Raw genomic sequence first — 16,648 nt, forward strand, 5'->3', positions numbered from 1 at the left:
TGTGCACCTGAGCGTAGAGGCGCAGAAGTTGTGGAACGCGACCCTGAAGTCTTTGAAACAGATGCGTGATCCGCGCAAGTCCATGCAGGACGTGATGAGCTTTCACGCGGCCTCCGTGGCGTTCTATGTGCCTAGCGCCAAGCTCTCTTCCAAGCAGTGGATCCGTCGTCCTCTTGCATGCTGGCGACTTAAAAAGCTGCAACATGACCTGAAGGTCGCTCCAACACCACTGCTACTTGCCAAGGCCGATGACCTGCTGAGCAGCATCGAATTTAATTCGCGACGCCTAGTCCCGTCGCAACGGCACCGGATTCGGCAGGCCTGCGTTCGCAAATCCATGGCGCCGCGCACCATGCACCTTGCGTTCACTGCAGCAGGAATTTTCCAGACAGCAAACAAAGTTCACATGTACAGCCTCCCAAATTGGCTGCATGTCTGCGCAGGCGCGCTTCGCAATGTCGTAGGTGCTCTGATACCGATACTGCTACTGGGGACAGCGTGGTCCATCGTTGCCAACGGACAGCTCGTACGAGAGACTTTTGTCCTGGGATTTTTGACCATCTACACAGGTTGGATGACATGGGCGCTGAACGTGATCGGCCCTCAATGGCAACACGCCCAGAACATCCGTATGCAACTGGGCCTGCAGCAGATCTGCAACACCTGAGAGATGCTGCGTACGGCGTGCGAGGACATAGATCATCCATGAAAGCCACTTTGCTCGCATAAATTGGGCTGATCCCAACCAACCTCATCGTATGAAGAAAGCAGCCCGAGGGCTGCTAAGCATCAGACACGGGTCCCCCATCAACTGGCCTGCATACATCTCCACCGACACTGCCTGCCAAGCCGCCAAGCTCCAGCGATAGAGAACATCTCAGATCACTGTGCGGCACCTGCTGGGGAAGGGCCATGCTTGCCTTTTCGGTGGCTTGCGTGTAGATTGTTAAGTAAATTCTACAAACAATTTACTTAACATTTTTATGACCACACCTTCATTGATCCAGCTCACTCTTGACACCTTGCGTTGCACCCAACGAGACCTGGCAGCCAAGCTGGGCGTTTCACCAGCACAGGTTAGCAAATGGAAGAAGGGTGAGTACATGTCAATCGAGATGAGCCAACGTTTGCGTGCTCTAACAGGGATCGGCGATATCGATCCTGACTTCATCTTGCTCGCTGGCACGATGGAAGACGCAAAAAAATGGCAACTACTGATTCGCCACTTGGCTGACACCGCTGTCCATTCAGCCGAAACTGGCTACGAAACGGTCCCCCTCACAGAGGATATTCAAGAAGACTCGTGCCCTATTTTTTTTGACACTCTTAAGGCTCTACAGGATATGGGCATAGAGATTCCTAGCCAGTACCCTGAAGAACTGGACATTAATTTCCAGAATGATGAGCAAGAAGAATTAATTTACAAGAACAATATTGTATTTATAATTAACGAGATATTCAACTCACTTAACAATGTCTATGGATTCTATTCCGCATTCGTTTCAGGAATCATCTACGACGAAGATCTAGATCTGATAGATACCCCAGTATGGGAACTGGAAAACGACATGCTAAGGCTAGCAGCCTCAAAAATAGAAATAGACAAAGACCTGACTCCAGAATTCATCAGATTCAAATGGACTATCGAGACGGAAGTTGCAAAAAAACTAAGTCTTCTTAAGGAGTATGCGTTTAAATCATGTATTCCACTGAAAGCAGAGTTACTTGATCTAGCATATGCTTCACACGATGAGCTTGGTCGAGAGGCAGATGCTCATAGTCTAGGCTTCACAAGAAATAAGATTCATCCAGATATTTACCTAAATGAGCTACTGACGGGCATGCGTGTAATACACCAAGTCCTACCAGTAATAATGAAAAAACTCGACATCTATGAAGACTTTAAAATAGACACATCAGAGTTGAGTGCAGAGCGATAAGTAATGCACAACATATCAGCCAAAGCATACTATGGATTCTCTCGGAATTTTTTGGCTGATTTTTTACACAGGTGATCGTGGGATTGCAGCGCTCGCCAAACTCCGGCCATTTCGGGAATCCGAGTCTTGTGACTACGAGCAATCAAAGCTGACTCGTTGAAGAGCGAATAACTCTCTAGAATGGGTCTACAGAATCCCTTTCTTTACCCACCAATCACTTACAACTTGTTGATTTAATTGATGTAATTTTTCATAAACAAGGATTCACCAAAGAGCACTAGGGATCACTATCAATGGCAAAACCATAATAATTCTCATGCGTCTGGAAGGTCTTGATGAATTCTTGAAGTTGCACGCAGCCATACGCGACTCTGAATAATCCCGCAGCATGTCTCATGAATTTTCGCTTAATCTGGCACCTTACCAAAATCCACGCTTCTCCAAATTTTCGAACAGATCTGATAAAACGTTGAAAGAATCTGATTCAGTTAAAAGCTGCTGAACCTCAACTGGAGTTTTTTCGCGCCTGCCAGAGAACCCATTTGCACGTCGCAGAACCTGCTCGACCAGCCTGGTACGTGGCACAAGCACGTAATGCACCTCACAATCCATTCCTTCAGCAAGTCGCGCCAAGGTATTGAGTGTAATTGTTCCGTTGGCTTCAGCTTGCTCTAACTTACGCACACCTTGAGCGGATATAGCAAGGCGGCGCCCCAAAGCACCCGAGCTCATACCCAAGGCAAGCCTTATGGTCTTTGCCCATCCACATCTTGGCGTCGCACTTCGCTGCATTTTTGCAAACTCGCCAAACTGGCGATCTAGTTCAGCAAGGCGAATAAGATCTATTCTATTTTTCAACAAATTCAAAACCCCTCTGCATTGGGCAACAGATTGGTTGCCTGCATCATTCGGTCAGGCAACTCACGGCTTCCTGTTACTTGATGCGCGAGCGCGCAAGACGCAACCGCTCGCCGTACTGCGCTATCTTCGCATGCATCACTTGTGCACGAGACCAAATAGTCTCATACGAACGGATGAACGATCATGCTTACAGTTGAGAAAAGTCTTCTTGGGAAATTTGATGAACACGAGCTTGCCAAGTGCATCAGCGCCCATGGCTGGCAAGCAGCCCTGCCTGATGCCTTGAAGGACCACCAGTTGCTCCTGCTTTCAGACCAGCTCCGAGACCTGCTGGCGGGCAAGGGATGGAACTCAAAGCATGGCGATGGTAGTGCCGCCCTGTCTTTGGGCCTTCTGCTCTTGTCCAAGGCAGGTGCTTCCCTACCGGAGGATCTTTCCAGAGAAGCGGATATGGCCAGTTTGCACGAGGTCTTGACGCTGCTGAGCATCTCCGTAGACCATGAAATAGTCAGCAGACTACTTCGTCGAGAAGATGGGACATCGGGGGCAGGATTCATGCAAAGCCTGCGCGAGCTTGTTCAGCTGAACTCACTCACAGAGCCATTCTCCATGTGATCCTGCACCATGCGTTGAAGATCAAGCTGTACTGTATCTGTGATCAGCTTGATCGACGCCTCGTCCAAGTTAACGCAGTATGCAGCTGCGATGAGCGTCAATGGATGAATTTGCAAGCTTTCGGCCAATGCCTCAATAACGCGAACGCTCGGTATCTGATGGCCTTGCTCAACTCTGCTCATGTGACGCCTGCTGGTTGCCATCAGCATGTCCTCTTGCGTCAAACCGCGCAGGGCACGCAGCTGTCGAAGCGCGTGGCCAAAGTCGGCTCGAGTGGGAACATGTTTGCGAGGCTGCATCGCCTCGATTTCCGCCCAGTGAGACCAAAAAGACCACGACCAACTAGTCTCATCTAAGGTTTTGCTATGTCCCTGCCATCAATCGCAGCCCCCATAGTTTTCCTTGACTTCGATGGGGTGCTGCACCCTGAGTTCTGTCACGAGTCAAAGCACTTCTGCTGCCTGCCGTTGATGGAAGATCTCCTGCGTCAAGCGTCGACATGTTTGGTGGTGATTTCAAGTACCTGGCGCTTGCAAGCGCCAGTTGAGAAGCTTCGAAAGCACTTCTCACCAGACATCGCGGACAGAATTTTGGGCGTCACCCCCCACTATCCCGAGCTGCGTGATGTTCCAAACACTTTGCTGGGCTACCACCGTCAAGCTGAATGCCGGGCTTGGCTGTGGGCTAACAATTCAGCCCACCTGCCTTGGCTGGCAGTGGACGACCGTCCTTGGCTGTTCATGCCATTTTGCGGCTCCCTGTTCGTGACCAACGGCCTCGAAGGCGTTACTGAAGGCGTCGCACCACAGCTTGCTGCTCGCCTTCATCGGCTCACCAGCTGATGACATCCACACTGAAATGTGGCCGCATAGCGCCTGCACTCAGACACCGTGATCTGCTGAAAATTTAATCACAACCTGCGGATAGTTCAACACTCAGTGAGAAGCGGCGGGAAGAGTTCAAAATTCAGAGGGTTTCCAGCCGAGGAGTTCAAAACTGAGAGGCAAAAAGCGTTGTCGAGATAAGGACCTGCGTTCGCCCCGCTGAGCGTGTGAACCTTTCGATATCCCTCAGGGATCTGCCATAGAAGGTGCAAAAAATGCAGCCGCACCGAGGTGATCCAGTGTCGATGTTCACCGAGGGTTGTCTCTGCACATGAGGCAGATCAGGGACTTACATGTACCTGGACCGCCCAGTCTGGACCCGCTGTGACTCTCATAGCGAGTTGAACTTTTCGCAACTCCTGACCTGTCGGAGCCTGGGAGGGCGTCTTACCGACTGATTCGATGCTCCCACAGAGATCCGCTGCTGCGCAGGGCGCAGGGCGCAGGGCGAAGGGCGAAGGGCGAAGGGCGAAGGGCGAAGGGCGAAGGGCGAAGGGCGAAGGGCGAAGGGCGAAGGGCGAAGGGCGAAGGGCGAAGGGCGAAGGGCGAAGGGCGAAGGGCGAAGGGCGAAGGGCGAAGGGCGAAGGGCGAAGGGCGAAGGGCGAAGGGCGAAGGGCGAAGGGCGAAGGGCGAAGGGCGAAGGGCGAAGGGCGAAGGGCGAAGGGCGAAGGGCGAAGGGCGAAGGGCGAAGGGCGAAGGGCGAAGGGCGAAGGGCGAAGGGCGAAGGGCGAAGGGCGAAGGGCGCAGGGCGCAGGGCGAAGGGCGAAGGGCGCAGGGCGCAGGGCGCAGGGCTCGCGAATGTAAGCCATGGGATAGGCACCTCAAAACTTGGCATTTCTCGGCCCTGATCACTCGCCAGGCAAGTTCAGAGTGCAAAAATATTCATTTAAATCAATGACTTACGAAGCGAATCGACAAGAAATTAGTTCAAAACTGAGTGAGAAAAGTTCAAAACTCGGTGGGAATCGACAACATGCCTCCCGCCGGCAAGCAGGGTTTCCAAAAATCGCTCAGACTAGCCAGAAGCGACTTTTGCAGTGCCGAAGATTTTCTGCAACCGACTGAAAAACCCGCGGAACTTCGGCTTTAGCACTCAATCCTAACGAGTGCTAATATGAAGGAATGGAAGAAAGGAACTCTGCAATGACAAACGCCTCCGGCTCCATTGCGACCACCTTGGCGCCCGCTAACCCCTGGGCCCTGGTGCCGCCTCTGGGCAATCTGGATGCCTACATTTCCGCGGTCAACCGCCTGCCCATGCTCACCCTCGAGGAAGAGCAGGACTACGCCCGCAAGCTCAAAGAACACAGTGACCTGGACGCCGCAGGGCGTCTGGTGATGTCCCACCTGCGCCTGGTGGTGTCCATCTCGCGCCAGTACCTGGGTTACGGCCTGCCGCACGGCGACCTGATCCAGGAAGGCAATGTCGGCCTGATGAAGGCCGTCAAGCGCTTCGATCCCGATCAGAACGTGCGCCTGGTGAGCTACGCCATGCACTGGATCAAGGCCGAAATCCACGAGTACATCCTCAAGAACTGGCGCATGGTCAAGGTCGCCACGACCAAGGCCCAGCGCAAGCTGTTCTTCAACCTGCGCTCCATGAAGCAGGGCCTGAAGTCCGACGCCGCCATGGCCGAGGACGGCGCCATGCTGCGCGACACGCTGACCTCCGGCGAGATCGACGCCATGGCCGAGAAGCTCAACGTCAAGCGCGAAGAAGTCATGGAGATGGAAACGCGCCTGGCCGGTGGCGACGTGCTGCTGGACCCCTCGCCCAGCGATGATGGCGAGCAGGCCTTCGGTCCCATCGCCTATCTGGCCGACGGCGCACATGAGCCCACGGCCATGATCGAGTCGCGCCAGCGTGACCACCTGGCCACCGACGGCATTGCCATGGCGCTGGATTCGCTGGACGACCGCAGCCGCCGCATCGTCGAGGAGCGCTGGCTCAAGGTCAACGATGACGGCTCGGGCGGCATGACGCTGCATGAGCTGGCCGCCGTGTATGGCGTGAGCGCCGAGCGCATTCGCCAGATCGAGGTGGCTGCCATGAAGAAGATGAAGAAGGCCCTGGCAGAGTTCGCCTGATGGCCTGACGGCCTGGGCTGACAGGCCGCTTCAAGACAAACCCGGATAATCTCCGGGTTTTTTATTGCCCGCAGCCTTTGCGGCCCCCACGCACCCATGCCCGCCAGCGCCATCTCGCCACTACGCCGCCTCTTCGCCAATGCCTTGGCCACCGCCCTGGCTTCGGCCCTGCTGCCTTGCGCCGCCGTGGCGGGCGACCAGTGGCCCAGCAGGCCCCTGCATCTGATCGTGGGCTTTCCCGCGGGCTCCTCCCCCGACCTCACGGCGCGCGCCCTGGCCGAGCCGCTGGAAAAGCGCCTGGGCCAGCCCGTCATCGTCGAGAACAAGGTGGGAGCAGGCGGCAACATTGCAGGCGAGCAGGTGGCCCGTGCGCGCGATGGCCATACCTTCAGCGTGATGATCAACGGCAACCTGACGATTGCCCGCCTGCTCAACCCCGCCGTGCGCTACGACCCCGTCAAGGACCTGCAGCCCGTCAGCCTGATCGGCGTGGCACCCCTGGTGCTGGTGGCGCCGGCCGGCGCGCCCGAGGGCCGGGCCTTCCTGGAGGCCGCTGCCCAGGCCGGCAGCCGCTGGAGCTACGGCTCGCCCGGCGTGGGCACCGTGGGCCACCTGGGCATGGAGCTGCTCAAGAGCCGCTCCGCGCTCAGGCCCGAGCACATTCCCTATCCCGGCTACCCGCAGGTGTTCAACGCCATCCAGGGCGGCGACCTGCAGCTGTCCATGCTGCCGCCCGCGCTGGCCATGGCCCAGGTCCAGGCCGGCAAGCTGCGCGGCGTGGCCGTGACCTCGGCCGCGCGCAGCCCGCTGGCGCCGGGCCTGCCCAGCCTCAAGGAGCTGGGCGTGGGCGATTTCGACCTGGAGATCTGGAACGCCGTGGCCGCGCCCAAGGCCATGCCCGCCGCCCATGTGCACAAGCTGGCCGAGGCCGTGAGCGAGATCGTGCGCTCGCCCGAGATGCGCGTGCGCCTGGCCGCCCAGGGCTGGCAGGCCGTGGGCAGCTCGCCCGAAGGCCTGGCCCTGCGCATGCGCCAGGACGTGGCGACGCTGGGCCGCATCATCCGCGAACAGGGCATACGCGCACAATGATGCGCCCAGTGACGTGCCCTCTTTGACACCCCCATGACCGCAGCCCAAGCCTTCACCGAACTCAATGCCTGGCAGGTCATGGCCTGGGGCCTGGCCTTCTTTGGCGTGCTCTACCTGGCCGGTGGCTGGGGCATGTCGGCGCTCACGCGCTGGCTGCAGCGGCGCGGCGTGGGCCGCGTGCTGGACACGCGCCCGCTCAAGCCCGACCAGTTGCAGCGCGAATGGCGCCAGTCGCTGCATTCGGTGCTGATCTTCGGCATCGGCATGATCGTGCCCTGGGGCCTTCTGCAATTGGGATGGGCGCGGCTGGAGCCCGATGCAGGCCCCTGGCGCATTGCCATCGAAATCGTGGTGCTGCTGATCTGGAACGATGTGCATTTCTGGATCAACCACCGCCTGCTGCATACGCGGCTGCTGGGGCGCTTTCATGGTGACCACCACCGCTCCATCGTCACCACGCCGTGGTCCACCTACAGCTTCCATCCCATCGAGGCGCTGATGCTGGGCAACGTCATCCTGCTGCCCATGGTGGTGCACGACTTCAGTTTTTGGTCGCTGGCCTCGGTGCCGGTGCTCAGCCTGCTGCTGAACGTCATAGGCCACTCCAACTACGACTTCTTTCCCGGGGTGTCCGACACGCATGCGCTGGCCGCCAGCCGGCGCCACCACCTGCACCATGCCCGGCCCAACGGCAACTATGGCTTTGCGCTGGCCTTCATGGACCGGCTGATGCGCACGCGCGTGGCCCTGCCCGCCACGGCCCGGCCCAGGACGGAATGAGCCGACCGCCTGCTCGCCACGTCCAGCCCCGGCTGCCCCGGCTGCGCCACGGGCGCGACCTGCAGTCGCTGGCCTATCTGGTGGCGCTGCCGCTGATCGTGTGGTGGCAGTGGCAGCATGGCTGGAACCTGTGGCTCTACGGGATCGAGCTGTTCCTCACGCTGGGCGTGGGCGTCATCCACCACAACCACACGCATTTGCGCATGTGGCGCGGGCGCTGGGCCAACCGCTTCACCGACTACTGGCTGACCCTGCTGCAGGGCCACCCGACCTTTGTGTTCTGGCCCGCCCATGTGGCCAACCACCACCGCTTCCGCCACGGCCCGCGCGACATGGCACGCACCTACCGCTTCGGCGGCGACCACAACCATCTGCTGGGCTACCTGCTCCACCCGCTGCAGGCCGGCTGGGTGCTGTACCCGCTGTTCCTGCGCTGGCTGGGCCAGCTGCGGCGGCATTGGCCCGGCGCCTTTCGCTACTGCATGGGCCAGTACCTGCTGTGGCTGGGCAGCTGGGCGCTGCTGCTATCGCTGGATTGGCAAAAGGCCTTGCTGCTGGTGATCGTTCCCCAGTTGCATGGCCTGCACTGGCTGCTGGCCACCAACTACCTGCAGCACGCCCATGCCGATGGCCGGCCACTGACGCGCGGCCAGCGGCTGGACAGCGCCACGCCACTGAACTACGCGCGCAACTTCGAGGGCTGGGTCAATCCGCTGCTGTTCAACATCGGCCTGCACACGGCCCACCACGAGCGGCCCCAGGCCCACTGGTCAGAGCTCACGCGCCTGCACAGCGAGCACTACCGCCAGCGCGTGGCCCCCGCGCTCAACGAAGGCGGACTGCTACCCTACATGGCCCGCGTCTTCGTGCTCGGCACGATCTGGCCGCCGGCCCGCACGCGTGCGCAAATGCCTCCCGGAACATACGACTGATACGTCCCAGAACCCATGCCCGTCGCCTATTCCAACGTCTATCTGCATGCCGCAGGCATGTTCCTGCCCGGTGAACCCGTGGACAACGCAGGCATGGATGCCTACGTGGCGCCGCTCAACCGCCTGTCCGAGCGCCTCAAGCGCCGCATCCTGGCCGAGAACGGCATTGTCCAGCGCCACTACGCCATCGACGCCGAAGGCCGCACCGTGCACAGCAACACGGCCATGGCCGCCCAGGCCATCCAGGACTGCCTGGCGCAGGCCGGGCGCGCGCTGGGCGATGTGGGCTTCCTGGCCAGCGGTTCCTCGGGCGGCGATGCGCTCATGCCCGGCTTTGCCAGCATGATCCAGGGAGAGATGGCCGCGCCGCCCATGGAGACCCTGTCCGTGCACGGCGTCTGCGCCGCCAGCGTGGGCGCGCTGCAGGCGGCGGCCCAGGCCGTGGACCGCGCGCCCGACTCGCTGGCCCTGGCCGTGGCCAGCGAAATGCCCTCGCGCCTGTTCAAGCGCTCGCGCTTCGCGGCCCAGGGATACAACACGGATTTCGACGCCCACTTCCTGCGCTGGATGCTGTCCGATGGCGCAGGCGCCGTGCTGCTGGGCGGCCCGCAGGCCCTGCCCGACGCGCCCGGCCTGCGCCTGAAGCTGCGCTGGACGCACCTGCGCAGCTTTGCGGGCGACTACCCGGTCTGCATGCAGCTGGGCCTGACGCCCGACCGCGCCACCAGCCACCTGGACTTTGCCGCCTGGGGCGAGGCCGAGGCCGCAGGCGCGCTGTCGCTGCGCCAGGACATCCGTCTGCTGCCGCACCTGTTCGATGTCTGCATCCACGAATACGCCCACCTGGCGCACACGGGCTGGGTGCCCGGGCGCGGCATAGACCACTTCCTGTGCCACTACTCGTCGGAGCGCTTCATCCCCGTGGTGGACGAGTTGCTGGGAAAGGCCCAGCTCGGCATCCCGCGCGAACGCTGGTGGAGCAACCTGGCCTGGCGCGGCAACACGGGCGCGGCCTCCATCTTCGTGATGCTGTCCGAATTCCTGCGCACGCAATCGGCACGCCTGAAGCACGGCGACACGGTGCTGTGCTTCATTCCCGAATCGGGCCGCTTCACGGCCGGCTACATGCTGCTGGAAGTGGAGGATGCGGCCCAGGCGCCCACCGCCACCCCGGCCACCGCCGCAGCACGCAGTGCCACCGCCGAAGCTCCCGCTGCCCCGGACCTGCTGCCCGATGTCCCCACCATCGCCCCGCCCCACGACCCGAACCAGGCCCCGGCCACGCTGGCGCCGCTGCTGACCGAGCTGGCCAGCCTCTGGCAGGACTACCGCTCGCGCGTGTGGCGCACGCCGCTGCTGCAGCGCATACGCACAGGCAGGCTGCAGACCGCCGACTACGTGCGCTGGATGAGCCACTGGGTTCCCCAGGTGCGCGAGGGCAGCCTGTGGATGCGCGAGGGCGCGGCCTCGCTGACCGGCGAACATGCGGCGCTGGCCGCGCTGATCGACGTGCATGCGGGCGAGGAGCAGAACGACTTCCGCATCCTGCACGAGGACTACCTGAAGGCCGGCGGCACCGAGACCGACCTCACCCACCTGCGCCGCAACCCCGGCGGCGAGGCGCTCAACGCCTATCTGCACGGCCTGGCCGCCACGCCCAATCCCGTGGGCCTGCTGGGCGCCATCTACATCATCGAAGGCACGGGCCAGCGCATCGTGCCCAGCCTGCTGCCGCTGCTGCGCGCCAGCCTGCCGCTGCCGCCCGATGCCTTCCGCTTCCTGGAATACCACGGCGCCAACGACGAACACCACCTGGAGCGCTGGCTCATGGCCGTGCAGATGGTGATGGCGCTGGACGGCACAGACGACACAGACGGCAGCGGGGGCACGGCGGCGCAGGCCATCGTGCGCACCGCGCGCCACACGGCGGCGCTGTACCTGATGCAGTTCGAGCATGTCCTGACCGAGGAGAACTGATGCCACCGCCAGACTTCATCGACCAGCCCCACGACGAGCGCGACCCCAGCCCCTGGCGTGCCCTGTACCTGGACCAGAGCACGCCGCTGCCCGACGACGTCAAGGCCGCCTGGCTGCGCGACTGCAGCAGCGGCTCGCGCCAGTACCTGCTGCCCTTCCTGCGGCCACTTGCACGCACCAGCATCGTGCTCATCCAGATCCTCAAGGTGCTGCTGCCGCGCAACTGGGCGCACTCCAGGCTGCTGCACCGGCTGCTGGCCTTCAGCATGAACCGCTTCGTCTCGCCCGAGGCCAACTGGCTCATCCTGCGCCACTTCCACCTGGGCTCGCAGATCCTGGCCTTTGTCGCGGCCAACGCGCCCACGCCCGTGTCCACCACACCGCTGGAGCCAGGCAGCATCGACGACATCAGGGACGACCTGTTCCTCAGGCACGACCTGAACCTGTTCAACTTCGTCATCCGCCTGAACAACGCGCTGCGCGCCGCAGGCCAGGAACTGCAGCCCGTGGCCGAGCCCGACTTCTCCATGCTGCGCAACCCGCCCCTGCGCCTGGAGGACATGCCGCGCGGGCGCCTGAACCTGCTGGACCTGCAAAGCGCCATCGAGGTCTACACGCCCGTCTACCAGCTGCTGCTGACCGACAACGACTTCTGGCGCGCCAGCAACTCGCTGCAGCTGGACGAGACCGTGGCCATCTATGCGGCCAAGATCCTCGCCTCGCCCGAGCACCTGGTCATGCTCAACAACAAGCACCCGCTGGTGCCCCTGTCCACCCTGCGCGCCGGCCACCGCCTGGTGCTGCACGGACTGTCCACCGAAATGCTGCACTGCCTGCTGATGAAGGTCGCCAGCGGCGACATCCCCCTGCCCGCACGCGAGCTGGCACGCATGCGCGAAGCCGCCCGCGCCCACGGCAGCGAAACGGCCAGCGGTGCCGACCATGCCAGCAGCGCCAGCAGCACGGCAGCCGTCTGACCCAGGTCAAGGAACAGCGGTGGATTGACGCCATCTGGCGCGAAAACGGTTACATCACGTTGCATTCAGCCGCAGGGCCCGCTAGCCTGCACGGCTTCGCCCTGGCCGCACGCCCGGGTCCCTGCCAGCGCCAGGGCGCCTCCTGCCCTGGCTTGCGGCGCCTTCGAACCGTCCGTGCCATGCCATCGTCGTCCTTTGCGCCTTCAGCCGTACGCTGCAGCGAATGCATGCGTTCGTCGCACTGCCTGCTGGGGCAACTGCCCGAACCCGCCTTCCTGCAATGGCTGCCGCACATCCGCGAACGCGGCCTGGCCAAGGGCCAGAAGCTCCAGGCGCAAGGCTGCGTTGCCCATGAATTCCAGGTGATCAAGCTCGGTTTCGTCCTGGCTATCCGCCGTGGCGGCGACGGCGTGCAGCGGCCCGTGGCACTGTTCGGCAACGGCCACGCGCTGGGCAGCCCGGGCTGGCTGCAGCAGCCCTCGGCCATGCACTTCGAGGCCCTGGGCCCGGGGCGCATCTGCTGCGTGGACATCGCCACCATCACGCGCCGCGGCCTGGTCGATGCCGCCTTCGTGCGCGCGCTGGCCACCAGCTACACCTGCAACAACGCCCTGCTGGCGGAATGGGCCCACATCGTCCGCATCCCCGGCGTGCTGCGCCAGCTGGCCGCCACCCTGATGCAACTGGCCGCGCTGCAGTCAAGCCTGCTCGTGCGCCTGCCCAGCCAGGGCGCACTGGCCGCCCTGCTGGCCACCACGCGCGAAACCATTGCGCGCAGCCTTGTGCGCCTGGTGCAACTGGGCGCGCTGGAGCGGCCGGATCGATGGCATTGCGTGCTGCAGCCTGCGGTGTTGTCGAGGATCAGTGAGGGTGGGGTGAGGGAGGTGGGGTGAAGGAGGTGGGGTGCGAGAGGCGTGGCGGTTGATCGGGCGGACCGGTAGGCTTGCCGACCTGTTGCAACATCAAGCGCCAGGTTTGGCAGAACCGCCGTCCCTGCTCACCATCGCTCCCTTCCCATCGCAACAGTCCGCAGTTTGATGCTCAAGCGCCTATTCCTCCTGCTGCGCCAGCAAGGTCGCCACGGGCTTGTGAATCAGCGCGGGAATCTGCTCCGCCGGCATGGCGCGGGCGAAGAGCCAGCCCTGGTAGGCGTCGCAGTCCAGGATGCGCAGCAGGCGCAGCTGCTCGGCGGTTTCCACGCCTTCGGCAACCACCTGCAGGCCCAGGGTGCGGGCCAGCGCGATCACGGCCTTGACGATCTTGGCGTCGGCCGGGCTGTCGAGCATGGGGCCGATGAAGGTGCGGTCTATCTTCACGCGCGAGACGGGCAGATCGCGCAGATGGGCCAGCGAGGAGTAGCCGGTGCCGAAATCGTCCAGCACCACGCAGACGCCTGCGGCAAGCAGGCTGCCCAGCAGTTCGCGCGCCTGCTGCGGGTCGGTCATGGCGGCGGACTCGGTGACTTCCAGCTCCAGCAGGTGCGGCGGCACGCCATGCCGGGCCAGGCTGCCCATGAGGCGCTGCTGCAGGTCGGCCTGGCGCAGTTGCTGGGCCGAGAGGTTGACCGCCACGCGCAGCGGCATGCCTGCGCGCAGCCAATCGCCGGCCTGGCGGCAGGCCGCATCGATCACCCATTCGCCCAGCGCGAGGATCAGGCCCGTGGACTCGGCCACGGGCACGAAGCGCTCCGGCGAGACCCAGCCCATCTGCTCGTCGTTCCAGCGCAGCAGGGCCTCCACGCCCTGGACCTGGCCGCCCAGCACCTGCACCTGGGGCTGGAAATGCAGGCTCAGCAGACCCCGGTCCAGAGCGCGCTTGAGGCGTTCGTGCAGCAGCACTTTCTCGGCCATGGCCTCGCCCATGGCGCTGGCATAGCAGGCGTAGGAGGCACGGCCGCGCTGCTTGGCGTCGTACATGGCCATGTCGGCATAGCGCATGAGGGTGGCCGCATCGCCCGCGTCCTGCGGGTAGAAGGCCACGCCCACGCTGGCGCCGAAGTTCAGCGCGTAGTGGCCGATGGCGCAGGGCCGGCACAGCTCGCCCAGCAGCGCGTCGACGCGCCGGCGCAGGTCCGGCCCGTTGCAGGGATGCAGCACGGCGGTGAATTCGTCACCGCCCATGCGCGCCAGCGTGGCCGAAGTGCCCAGCGCGGCCTGCAGGCGGCGCGCCACTTCCTTGAGCACCTGGTCGCCCACGTCGTGGCCATATCCGTCGTTGATGGCCTTGAAGTTGTCAAGGTCGAGCAGCAGCAGCGCAAAGGACGCGGGCCCGGTGCCCGAGCCCGAGCCCGAGCCCGAACCCACTTGCGCCTGCGCCTGCGAGATCGCCTGCTCCAGCTGCAACCCGAACTGCCAGCGGTTGAGCAGGCCGGTGAGCGTGTCGTGCGTGGCGTGGTAGTGCATGCAGGCCTCCATCTGGCGCAGCTGCGACAGGTCGCGCACAAAGGCCACGGCCACGCCCCCGCCGTGCGGGGAATGGCCCAGGGCGATGTCCACGGACAGGCGCTTGCCGTCCTTGCGCAGCAGCCACAGGTCCCGCCCCTGCCCCATGGGCCGGCGCGCGGGCTGGGCGAAGTAGGACTGCAGCTGCGGCCCATGGGCCGCATGCACCTCGGGCGGCAGCAGCATCTGCAGCGGACGGCCCAGCAGCTCGGAGGCGCCATAGCCGCTCATGGCCTGCATGGCGGGATTGGCCAGCAGGATGCGGCCCTTGCGATCCACGAGCACGATGCCGTCGGGCGCGGCCTCCATGGCCACGCGCTTGAGCTCCTCATCCAGCGCCTCGCACGGCCCGATCAGATGGCCGGCTTGCGCGCTCCAGGCCGACGCCATCATGCGGACGGCCCCTTGCCGTGGAAGACCGATGCCGCAGCCTCCAGCGCCTGAGCCTGCCCGGCCAGCTGCTGCGCGTGCGCGATGGTGTCGCGCGCCAGCGTGGCGTTGTGCTGGGTCATCTGTTCGAGCTGCTGCACGGCGGCCTGTACCTGTTGCACGCCACCGGCCTGGGCCTGGCTGGCGGCCTGCATGCCTTCGGCCAGCAGCAGCTGCTCGCGCATGTCGGCCTGCACGGCGAGCATGGCCTCGCCCATTTCGCGCGCCATGGCGCAGCTTTGCGCCACCTGCTGCTGCGATGCCTCGATCAATGCCTTGATCTGGCGCGCAGCGTGGGCGCTGCGCTGGGACAGGCCGCGCACCTCGTCGGCCACCACGGCAAAGCCCTTGCCGTGCTCGCCGGCGCGCGCGGCCTCCACGGCGGCGTTGAGCGCCAGCAGATTGGTCTGAAAGGCAATGCCGTCGATGAGCGAGCTGATCTCCCCGACCTGATCGCTGGTCCGGGCCACGCCGCGCATGCCCTGGTCCAGTTGCGCGACCATGCGGCTGCTCTGCCCGGCCATGTCCACGCCATGCCGCGCGCGGCGGGCGGCCTCGCCGGCCTGGGCGCTGCTGCGCTCTATGGCGCAGGCCAGGGCCTGCATGGCCTGGGCCGATTGCTCCAGGCTGGCGGCGGCAGCCTCGGTGCGGTCGCTCAGTTCGGTGCTGCCCTGCTGCACGGCCAGCGCGCAGCGGCGCACCTGGTCGCTCTTGCCCTGGATGTCGTCCACCAGGGAGACCAGGTTGAGTCCGGTCTGCCGCACGGCGCCGCCGATGGCGCCGATCTCGTCCGTGCGCTGCGTGAACAGTTCCCCCGTCTGCTGCCCGCTGGCCACGGCCTGGGCCTGTCCGCGCAGGGCAGCCAGGGGCATGAGCAGCCTGGTGCGCAGCCACTGCCCGGCCGCCACGCAAGCCAGGCTCCAGATCAGCCAGGCGGGCCAGATCTCGGCCAGCGTCAGGGACAGGGGCAAAGCCGAGGCCCAGGCCTGCAGCGACGGCAACCACAGCCCGGCCGATCCCAGCAGCCACAGTCCCGCCACCATGGCCTGCGCCCGCCAGGCCAGCGGCCTGAAGCGCCACCAGCGCTGCAGCGCGCCCGCGGCGCCGCGCCCCACCGGAAAGCCCCGGTGCAGGCCCAGCGAGCGCACGCCGGCATTGATCTGTTCATAGAGCGCCGCATGCTGCTGCACCTCGTACGGCTGCGGCCGGGTGCGCACGGACAGGTAGCCGACCACGGCGCCCGCATGCCGTATGGGACTGGCGTTGGCGCGCACCCAGTAGTGGTCGCCGTTCTTGCGCCGGTTCTTGACCAGGGCGCTCCAGGGCAGCCCTCGCTGGATGGTGGACCACATGTCGGCAAAGGCGGCGGCCGGCATGTCGGGATGGCGCACGATGCTGTGGGCCTTGCCGTAGAGCTCGGCGGCCTCGAAGCCGCTGACGCGGATGAAGGCATCGTTGGCATAGACGATGCGCCCCTTCAGGTCGGTGACGGAAAGAAGCGTCTCTCCTTCGTTCAAAGGGTACTCACGCTGGGTGACGTACACGTTTCGCCGCATGGATCAGGTCTCTTGGAGATGGGCGGGGCATCGGCATGACGCTCCAGGCGGGGCCCACTCTAAGCAGTCCTGCGGCGAT

At 63.6% G+C, this 16,648-nt stretch carries 15 protein-coding genes; 11 read left to right on the top strand and 4 right to left on the bottom strand.

Features of this window, described 5'->3' with window-relative positions; all coding sequences use genetic code 11:
* The first annotated feature begins 1 nt into the window (after position 1).
* Together ACRSCF_RS24640 and ACRSCF_RS24645 are read left to right on the top strand one after the other, a co-directional pair.
* On the top strand, positions 2 to 667 hold the full coding sequence (locus ACRSCF_RS24640; RefSeq protein WP_225971061.1) for a hypothetical protein: 666 nt from the start codon (positions 2 to 4) through the stop codon (positions 665 to 667).
* A gap of 316 nt (positions 668 to 983) precedes the next feature.
* Positions 984 to 1,940, top strand: coding sequence for a helix-turn-helix domain-containing protein (locus ACRSCF_RS24645; RefSeq protein WP_012203626.1), 957 nt, complete (start codon positions 984 to 986; stop codon positions 1,938 to 1,940).
* Positions 1,941 to 2,360: 420 nt separating this feature from the next.
* Here the strand turns inward: ACRSCF_RS24645 and ACRSCF_RS24650 are convergent, their stop codons facing one another.
* Positions 2,361 to 2,807 (bottom strand): DNA-binding protein, encoded by a 447-nt coding sequence (locus ACRSCF_RS24650; protein ID WP_225971060.1) that lies wholly within the window; start codon positions 2,805 to 2,807, stop codon positions 2,361 to 2,363.
* 177 nt (positions 2,808 to 2,984) lie between these two features.
* Here ACRSCF_RS24650 and ACRSCF_RS24655 point away from each other — a divergent pair, with 177 nt between their 5' ends.
* A complete protein-coding gene (locus ACRSCF_RS24655; protein WP_012203624.1) occupies positions 2,985 to 3,416 on the top strand; it encodes a hypothetical protein in 432 nt (143 codons plus the stop codon).
* Here ACRSCF_RS24655 and ACRSCF_RS24660 read toward each other — a convergent pair.
* Entirely contained in the window at positions 3,380 to 3,715 is a 336-nt protein-coding gene (locus tag ACRSCF_RS24660) for a helix-turn-helix domain-containing protein (protein WP_080649860.1), read from the bottom strand. The genes ACRSCF_RS24655 and ACRSCF_RS24660 overlap by 37 nt on opposite strands.
* A gap of 66 nt (positions 3,716 to 3,781) precedes the next feature.
* Between ACRSCF_RS24660 and ACRSCF_RS24665 the strand changes: the two genes are divergently transcribed.
* The 8 genes from ACRSCF_RS24665 (at position 3,782) to ACRSCF_RS24700 (ending at position 13,036) form a co-directional block, all read left to right on the top strand.
* Entirely contained in the window at positions 3,782 to 4,258 is a 477-nt protein-coding gene (locus ACRSCF_RS24665; RefSeq protein ID WP_012203623.1) for an HAD domain-containing protein, read from the top strand.
* Between the two features lie 1,185 nt (positions 4,259 to 5,443).
* Complete coding sequence (gene rpoH, locus ACRSCF_RS24670; protein ID WP_016450157.1) at positions 5,444 to 6,388, top strand: RNA polymerase sigma factor RpoH; 945 nt, start codon at positions 5,444 to 5,446, stop codon at positions 6,386 to 6,388.
* 96 nt (positions 6,389 to 6,484) lie between these two features.
* Entirely contained in the window at positions 6,485 to 7,477 is a 993-nt protein-coding gene (locus ACRSCF_RS24675) for a Bug family tripartite tricarboxylate transporter substrate binding protein (RefSeq protein ID WP_244387267.1), read from the top strand.
* A 33-nt stretch (positions 7,478 to 7,510) separates the two neighbouring features.
* Positions 7,511 to 8,257: a sterol desaturase family protein gene (locus tag ACRSCF_RS24680; protein WP_034367865.1), complete on the top strand. Its 747-nt coding sequence runs from the start codon at positions 7,511 to 7,513 to the stop codon at positions 8,255 to 8,257.
* The gene (locus ACRSCF_RS24685; RefSeq protein WP_034367863.1) at positions 8,254 to 9,189 is read left to right on the top strand and encodes a fatty acid desaturase; all 936 of its coding nucleotides are present in this window, start codon (positions 8,254 to 8,256) and stop codon (positions 9,187 to 9,189) included. The genes ACRSCF_RS24680 and ACRSCF_RS24685 overlap by 4 nt, the downstream gene beginning before the upstream one ends.
* 15 nt (positions 9,190 to 9,204) lie before the next feature.
* The gene (locus ACRSCF_RS24690; protein WP_244387269.1) at positions 9,205 to 11,166 is read left to right on the top strand and encodes an iron-containing redox enzyme family protein; all 1,962 of its coding nucleotides are present in this window, start codon (positions 9,205 to 9,207) and stop codon (positions 11,164 to 11,166) included.
* Positions 11,166 to 12,143: a DUF6999 family protein gene (locus tag ACRSCF_RS24695; RefSeq protein WP_016453749.1), complete on the top strand. Its 978-nt coding sequence runs from the start codon at positions 11,166 to 11,168 to the stop codon at positions 12,141 to 12,143. The genes ACRSCF_RS24690 and ACRSCF_RS24695 overlap by 1 nt, the downstream gene beginning before the upstream one ends.
* A 227-nt stretch (positions 12,144 to 12,370) precedes the next feature.
* Positions 12,371 to 13,036: a Crp/Fnr family transcriptional regulator gene (locus ACRSCF_RS24700; RefSeq protein WP_034367844.1), complete on the top strand. Its 666-nt coding sequence runs from the start codon at positions 12,371 to 12,373 to the stop codon at positions 13,034 to 13,036.
* Positions 13,037 to 13,192: 156 nt separating this feature from the next.
* Here the strand turns inward: ACRSCF_RS24700 and ACRSCF_RS24705 are convergent, their stop codons facing one another.
* Together ACRSCF_RS24705 and ACRSCF_RS24710 are read right to left on the bottom strand one after the other, a co-directional pair.
* Entirely contained in the window at positions 13,193 to 14,977 is a 1,785-nt protein-coding gene (locus ACRSCF_RS24705; RefSeq protein WP_244387271.1) for a putative bifunctional diguanylate cyclase/phosphodiesterase, read from the bottom strand.
* The gene (locus ACRSCF_RS24710) at positions 14,974 to 16,569 is read right to left on the bottom strand and encodes a methyl-accepting chemotaxis protein (protein WP_034367842.1); all 1,596 of its coding nucleotides are present in this window, start codon (positions 16,567 to 16,569) and stop codon (positions 14,974 to 14,976) included. The genes ACRSCF_RS24705 and ACRSCF_RS24710 overlap by 4 nt, the downstream gene beginning before the upstream one ends.
* Between the last annotated feature and the right edge of the window lie 79 nt (positions 16,570 to 16,648).

This window comes from Delftia sp. 11MD (assembly GCF_050907895.1).
GTDB lineage: Bacteria > Pseudomonadota > Gammaproteobacteria > Burkholderiales > Burkholderiaceae_C > Comamonas > Comamonas tsuruhatensis.

Excerpts from the sequence above, each read along its gene's own strand:
- ACRSCF_RS24645 (WP_012203626.1), top strand. The coding sequence starts at position 984 with ATGACCACACCTTCATTGATCCAGCTCACTCTTGACACCTTGCGTTGC.
- ACRSCF_RS24655 (WP_012203624.1), top strand. The coding sequence starts at position 2,985 with ATGCTTACAGTTGAGAAAAGTCTTCTTGGGAAATTTGATGAACACGAG.
- ACRSCF_RS24660 (WP_080649860.1), bottom strand. The coding sequence starts at position 3,715 with ATGCAGCCTCGCAAACATGTTCCCACTCGAGCCGACTTTGGCCACGCG.
- ACRSCF_RS24665 (WP_012203623.1), top strand. The coding sequence starts at position 3,782 with ATGTCCCTGCCATCAATCGCAGCCCCCATAGTTTTCCTTGACTTCGAT.
- rpoH (WP_016450157.1), top strand. The coding sequence starts at position 5,444 with ATGACAAACGCCTCCGGCTCCATTGCGACCACCTTGGCGCCCGCTAAC.
- ACRSCF_RS24675 (WP_244387267.1), top strand. The coding sequence starts at position 6,485 with ATGCCCGCCAGCGCCATCTCGCCACTACGCCGCCTCTTCGCCAATGCC.
- ACRSCF_RS24680 (WP_034367865.1), top strand. The coding sequence starts at position 7,511 with ATGACCGCAGCCCAAGCCTTCACCGAACTCAATGCCTGGCAGGTCATG.
- ACRSCF_RS24685 (WP_034367863.1), top strand. The coding sequence starts at position 8,254 with ATGAGCCGACCGCCTGCTCGCCACGTCCAGCCCCGGCTGCCCCGGCTG.
- ACRSCF_RS24690 (WP_244387269.1), top strand. The coding sequence starts at position 9,205 with ATGCCCGTCGCCTATTCCAACGTCTATCTGCATGCCGCAGGCATGTTC.
- ACRSCF_RS24695 (WP_016453749.1), top strand. The coding sequence starts at position 11,166 with ATGCCACCGCCAGACTTCATCGACCAGCCCCACGACGAGCGCGACCCC.
- ACRSCF_RS24700 (WP_034367844.1), top strand. The coding sequence starts at position 12,371 with ATGCGTTCGTCGCACTGCCTGCTGGGGCAACTGCCCGAACCCGCCTTC.
- ACRSCF_RS24705 (WP_244387271.1), bottom strand. The coding sequence starts at position 14,977 with ATGATGGCGTCGGCCTGGAGCGCGCAAGCCGGCCATCTGATCGGGCCG.
- ACRSCF_RS24710 (WP_034367842.1), bottom strand. The coding sequence starts at position 16,569 with ATGCGGCGAAACGTGTACGTCACCCAGCGTGAGTACCCTTTGAACGAA.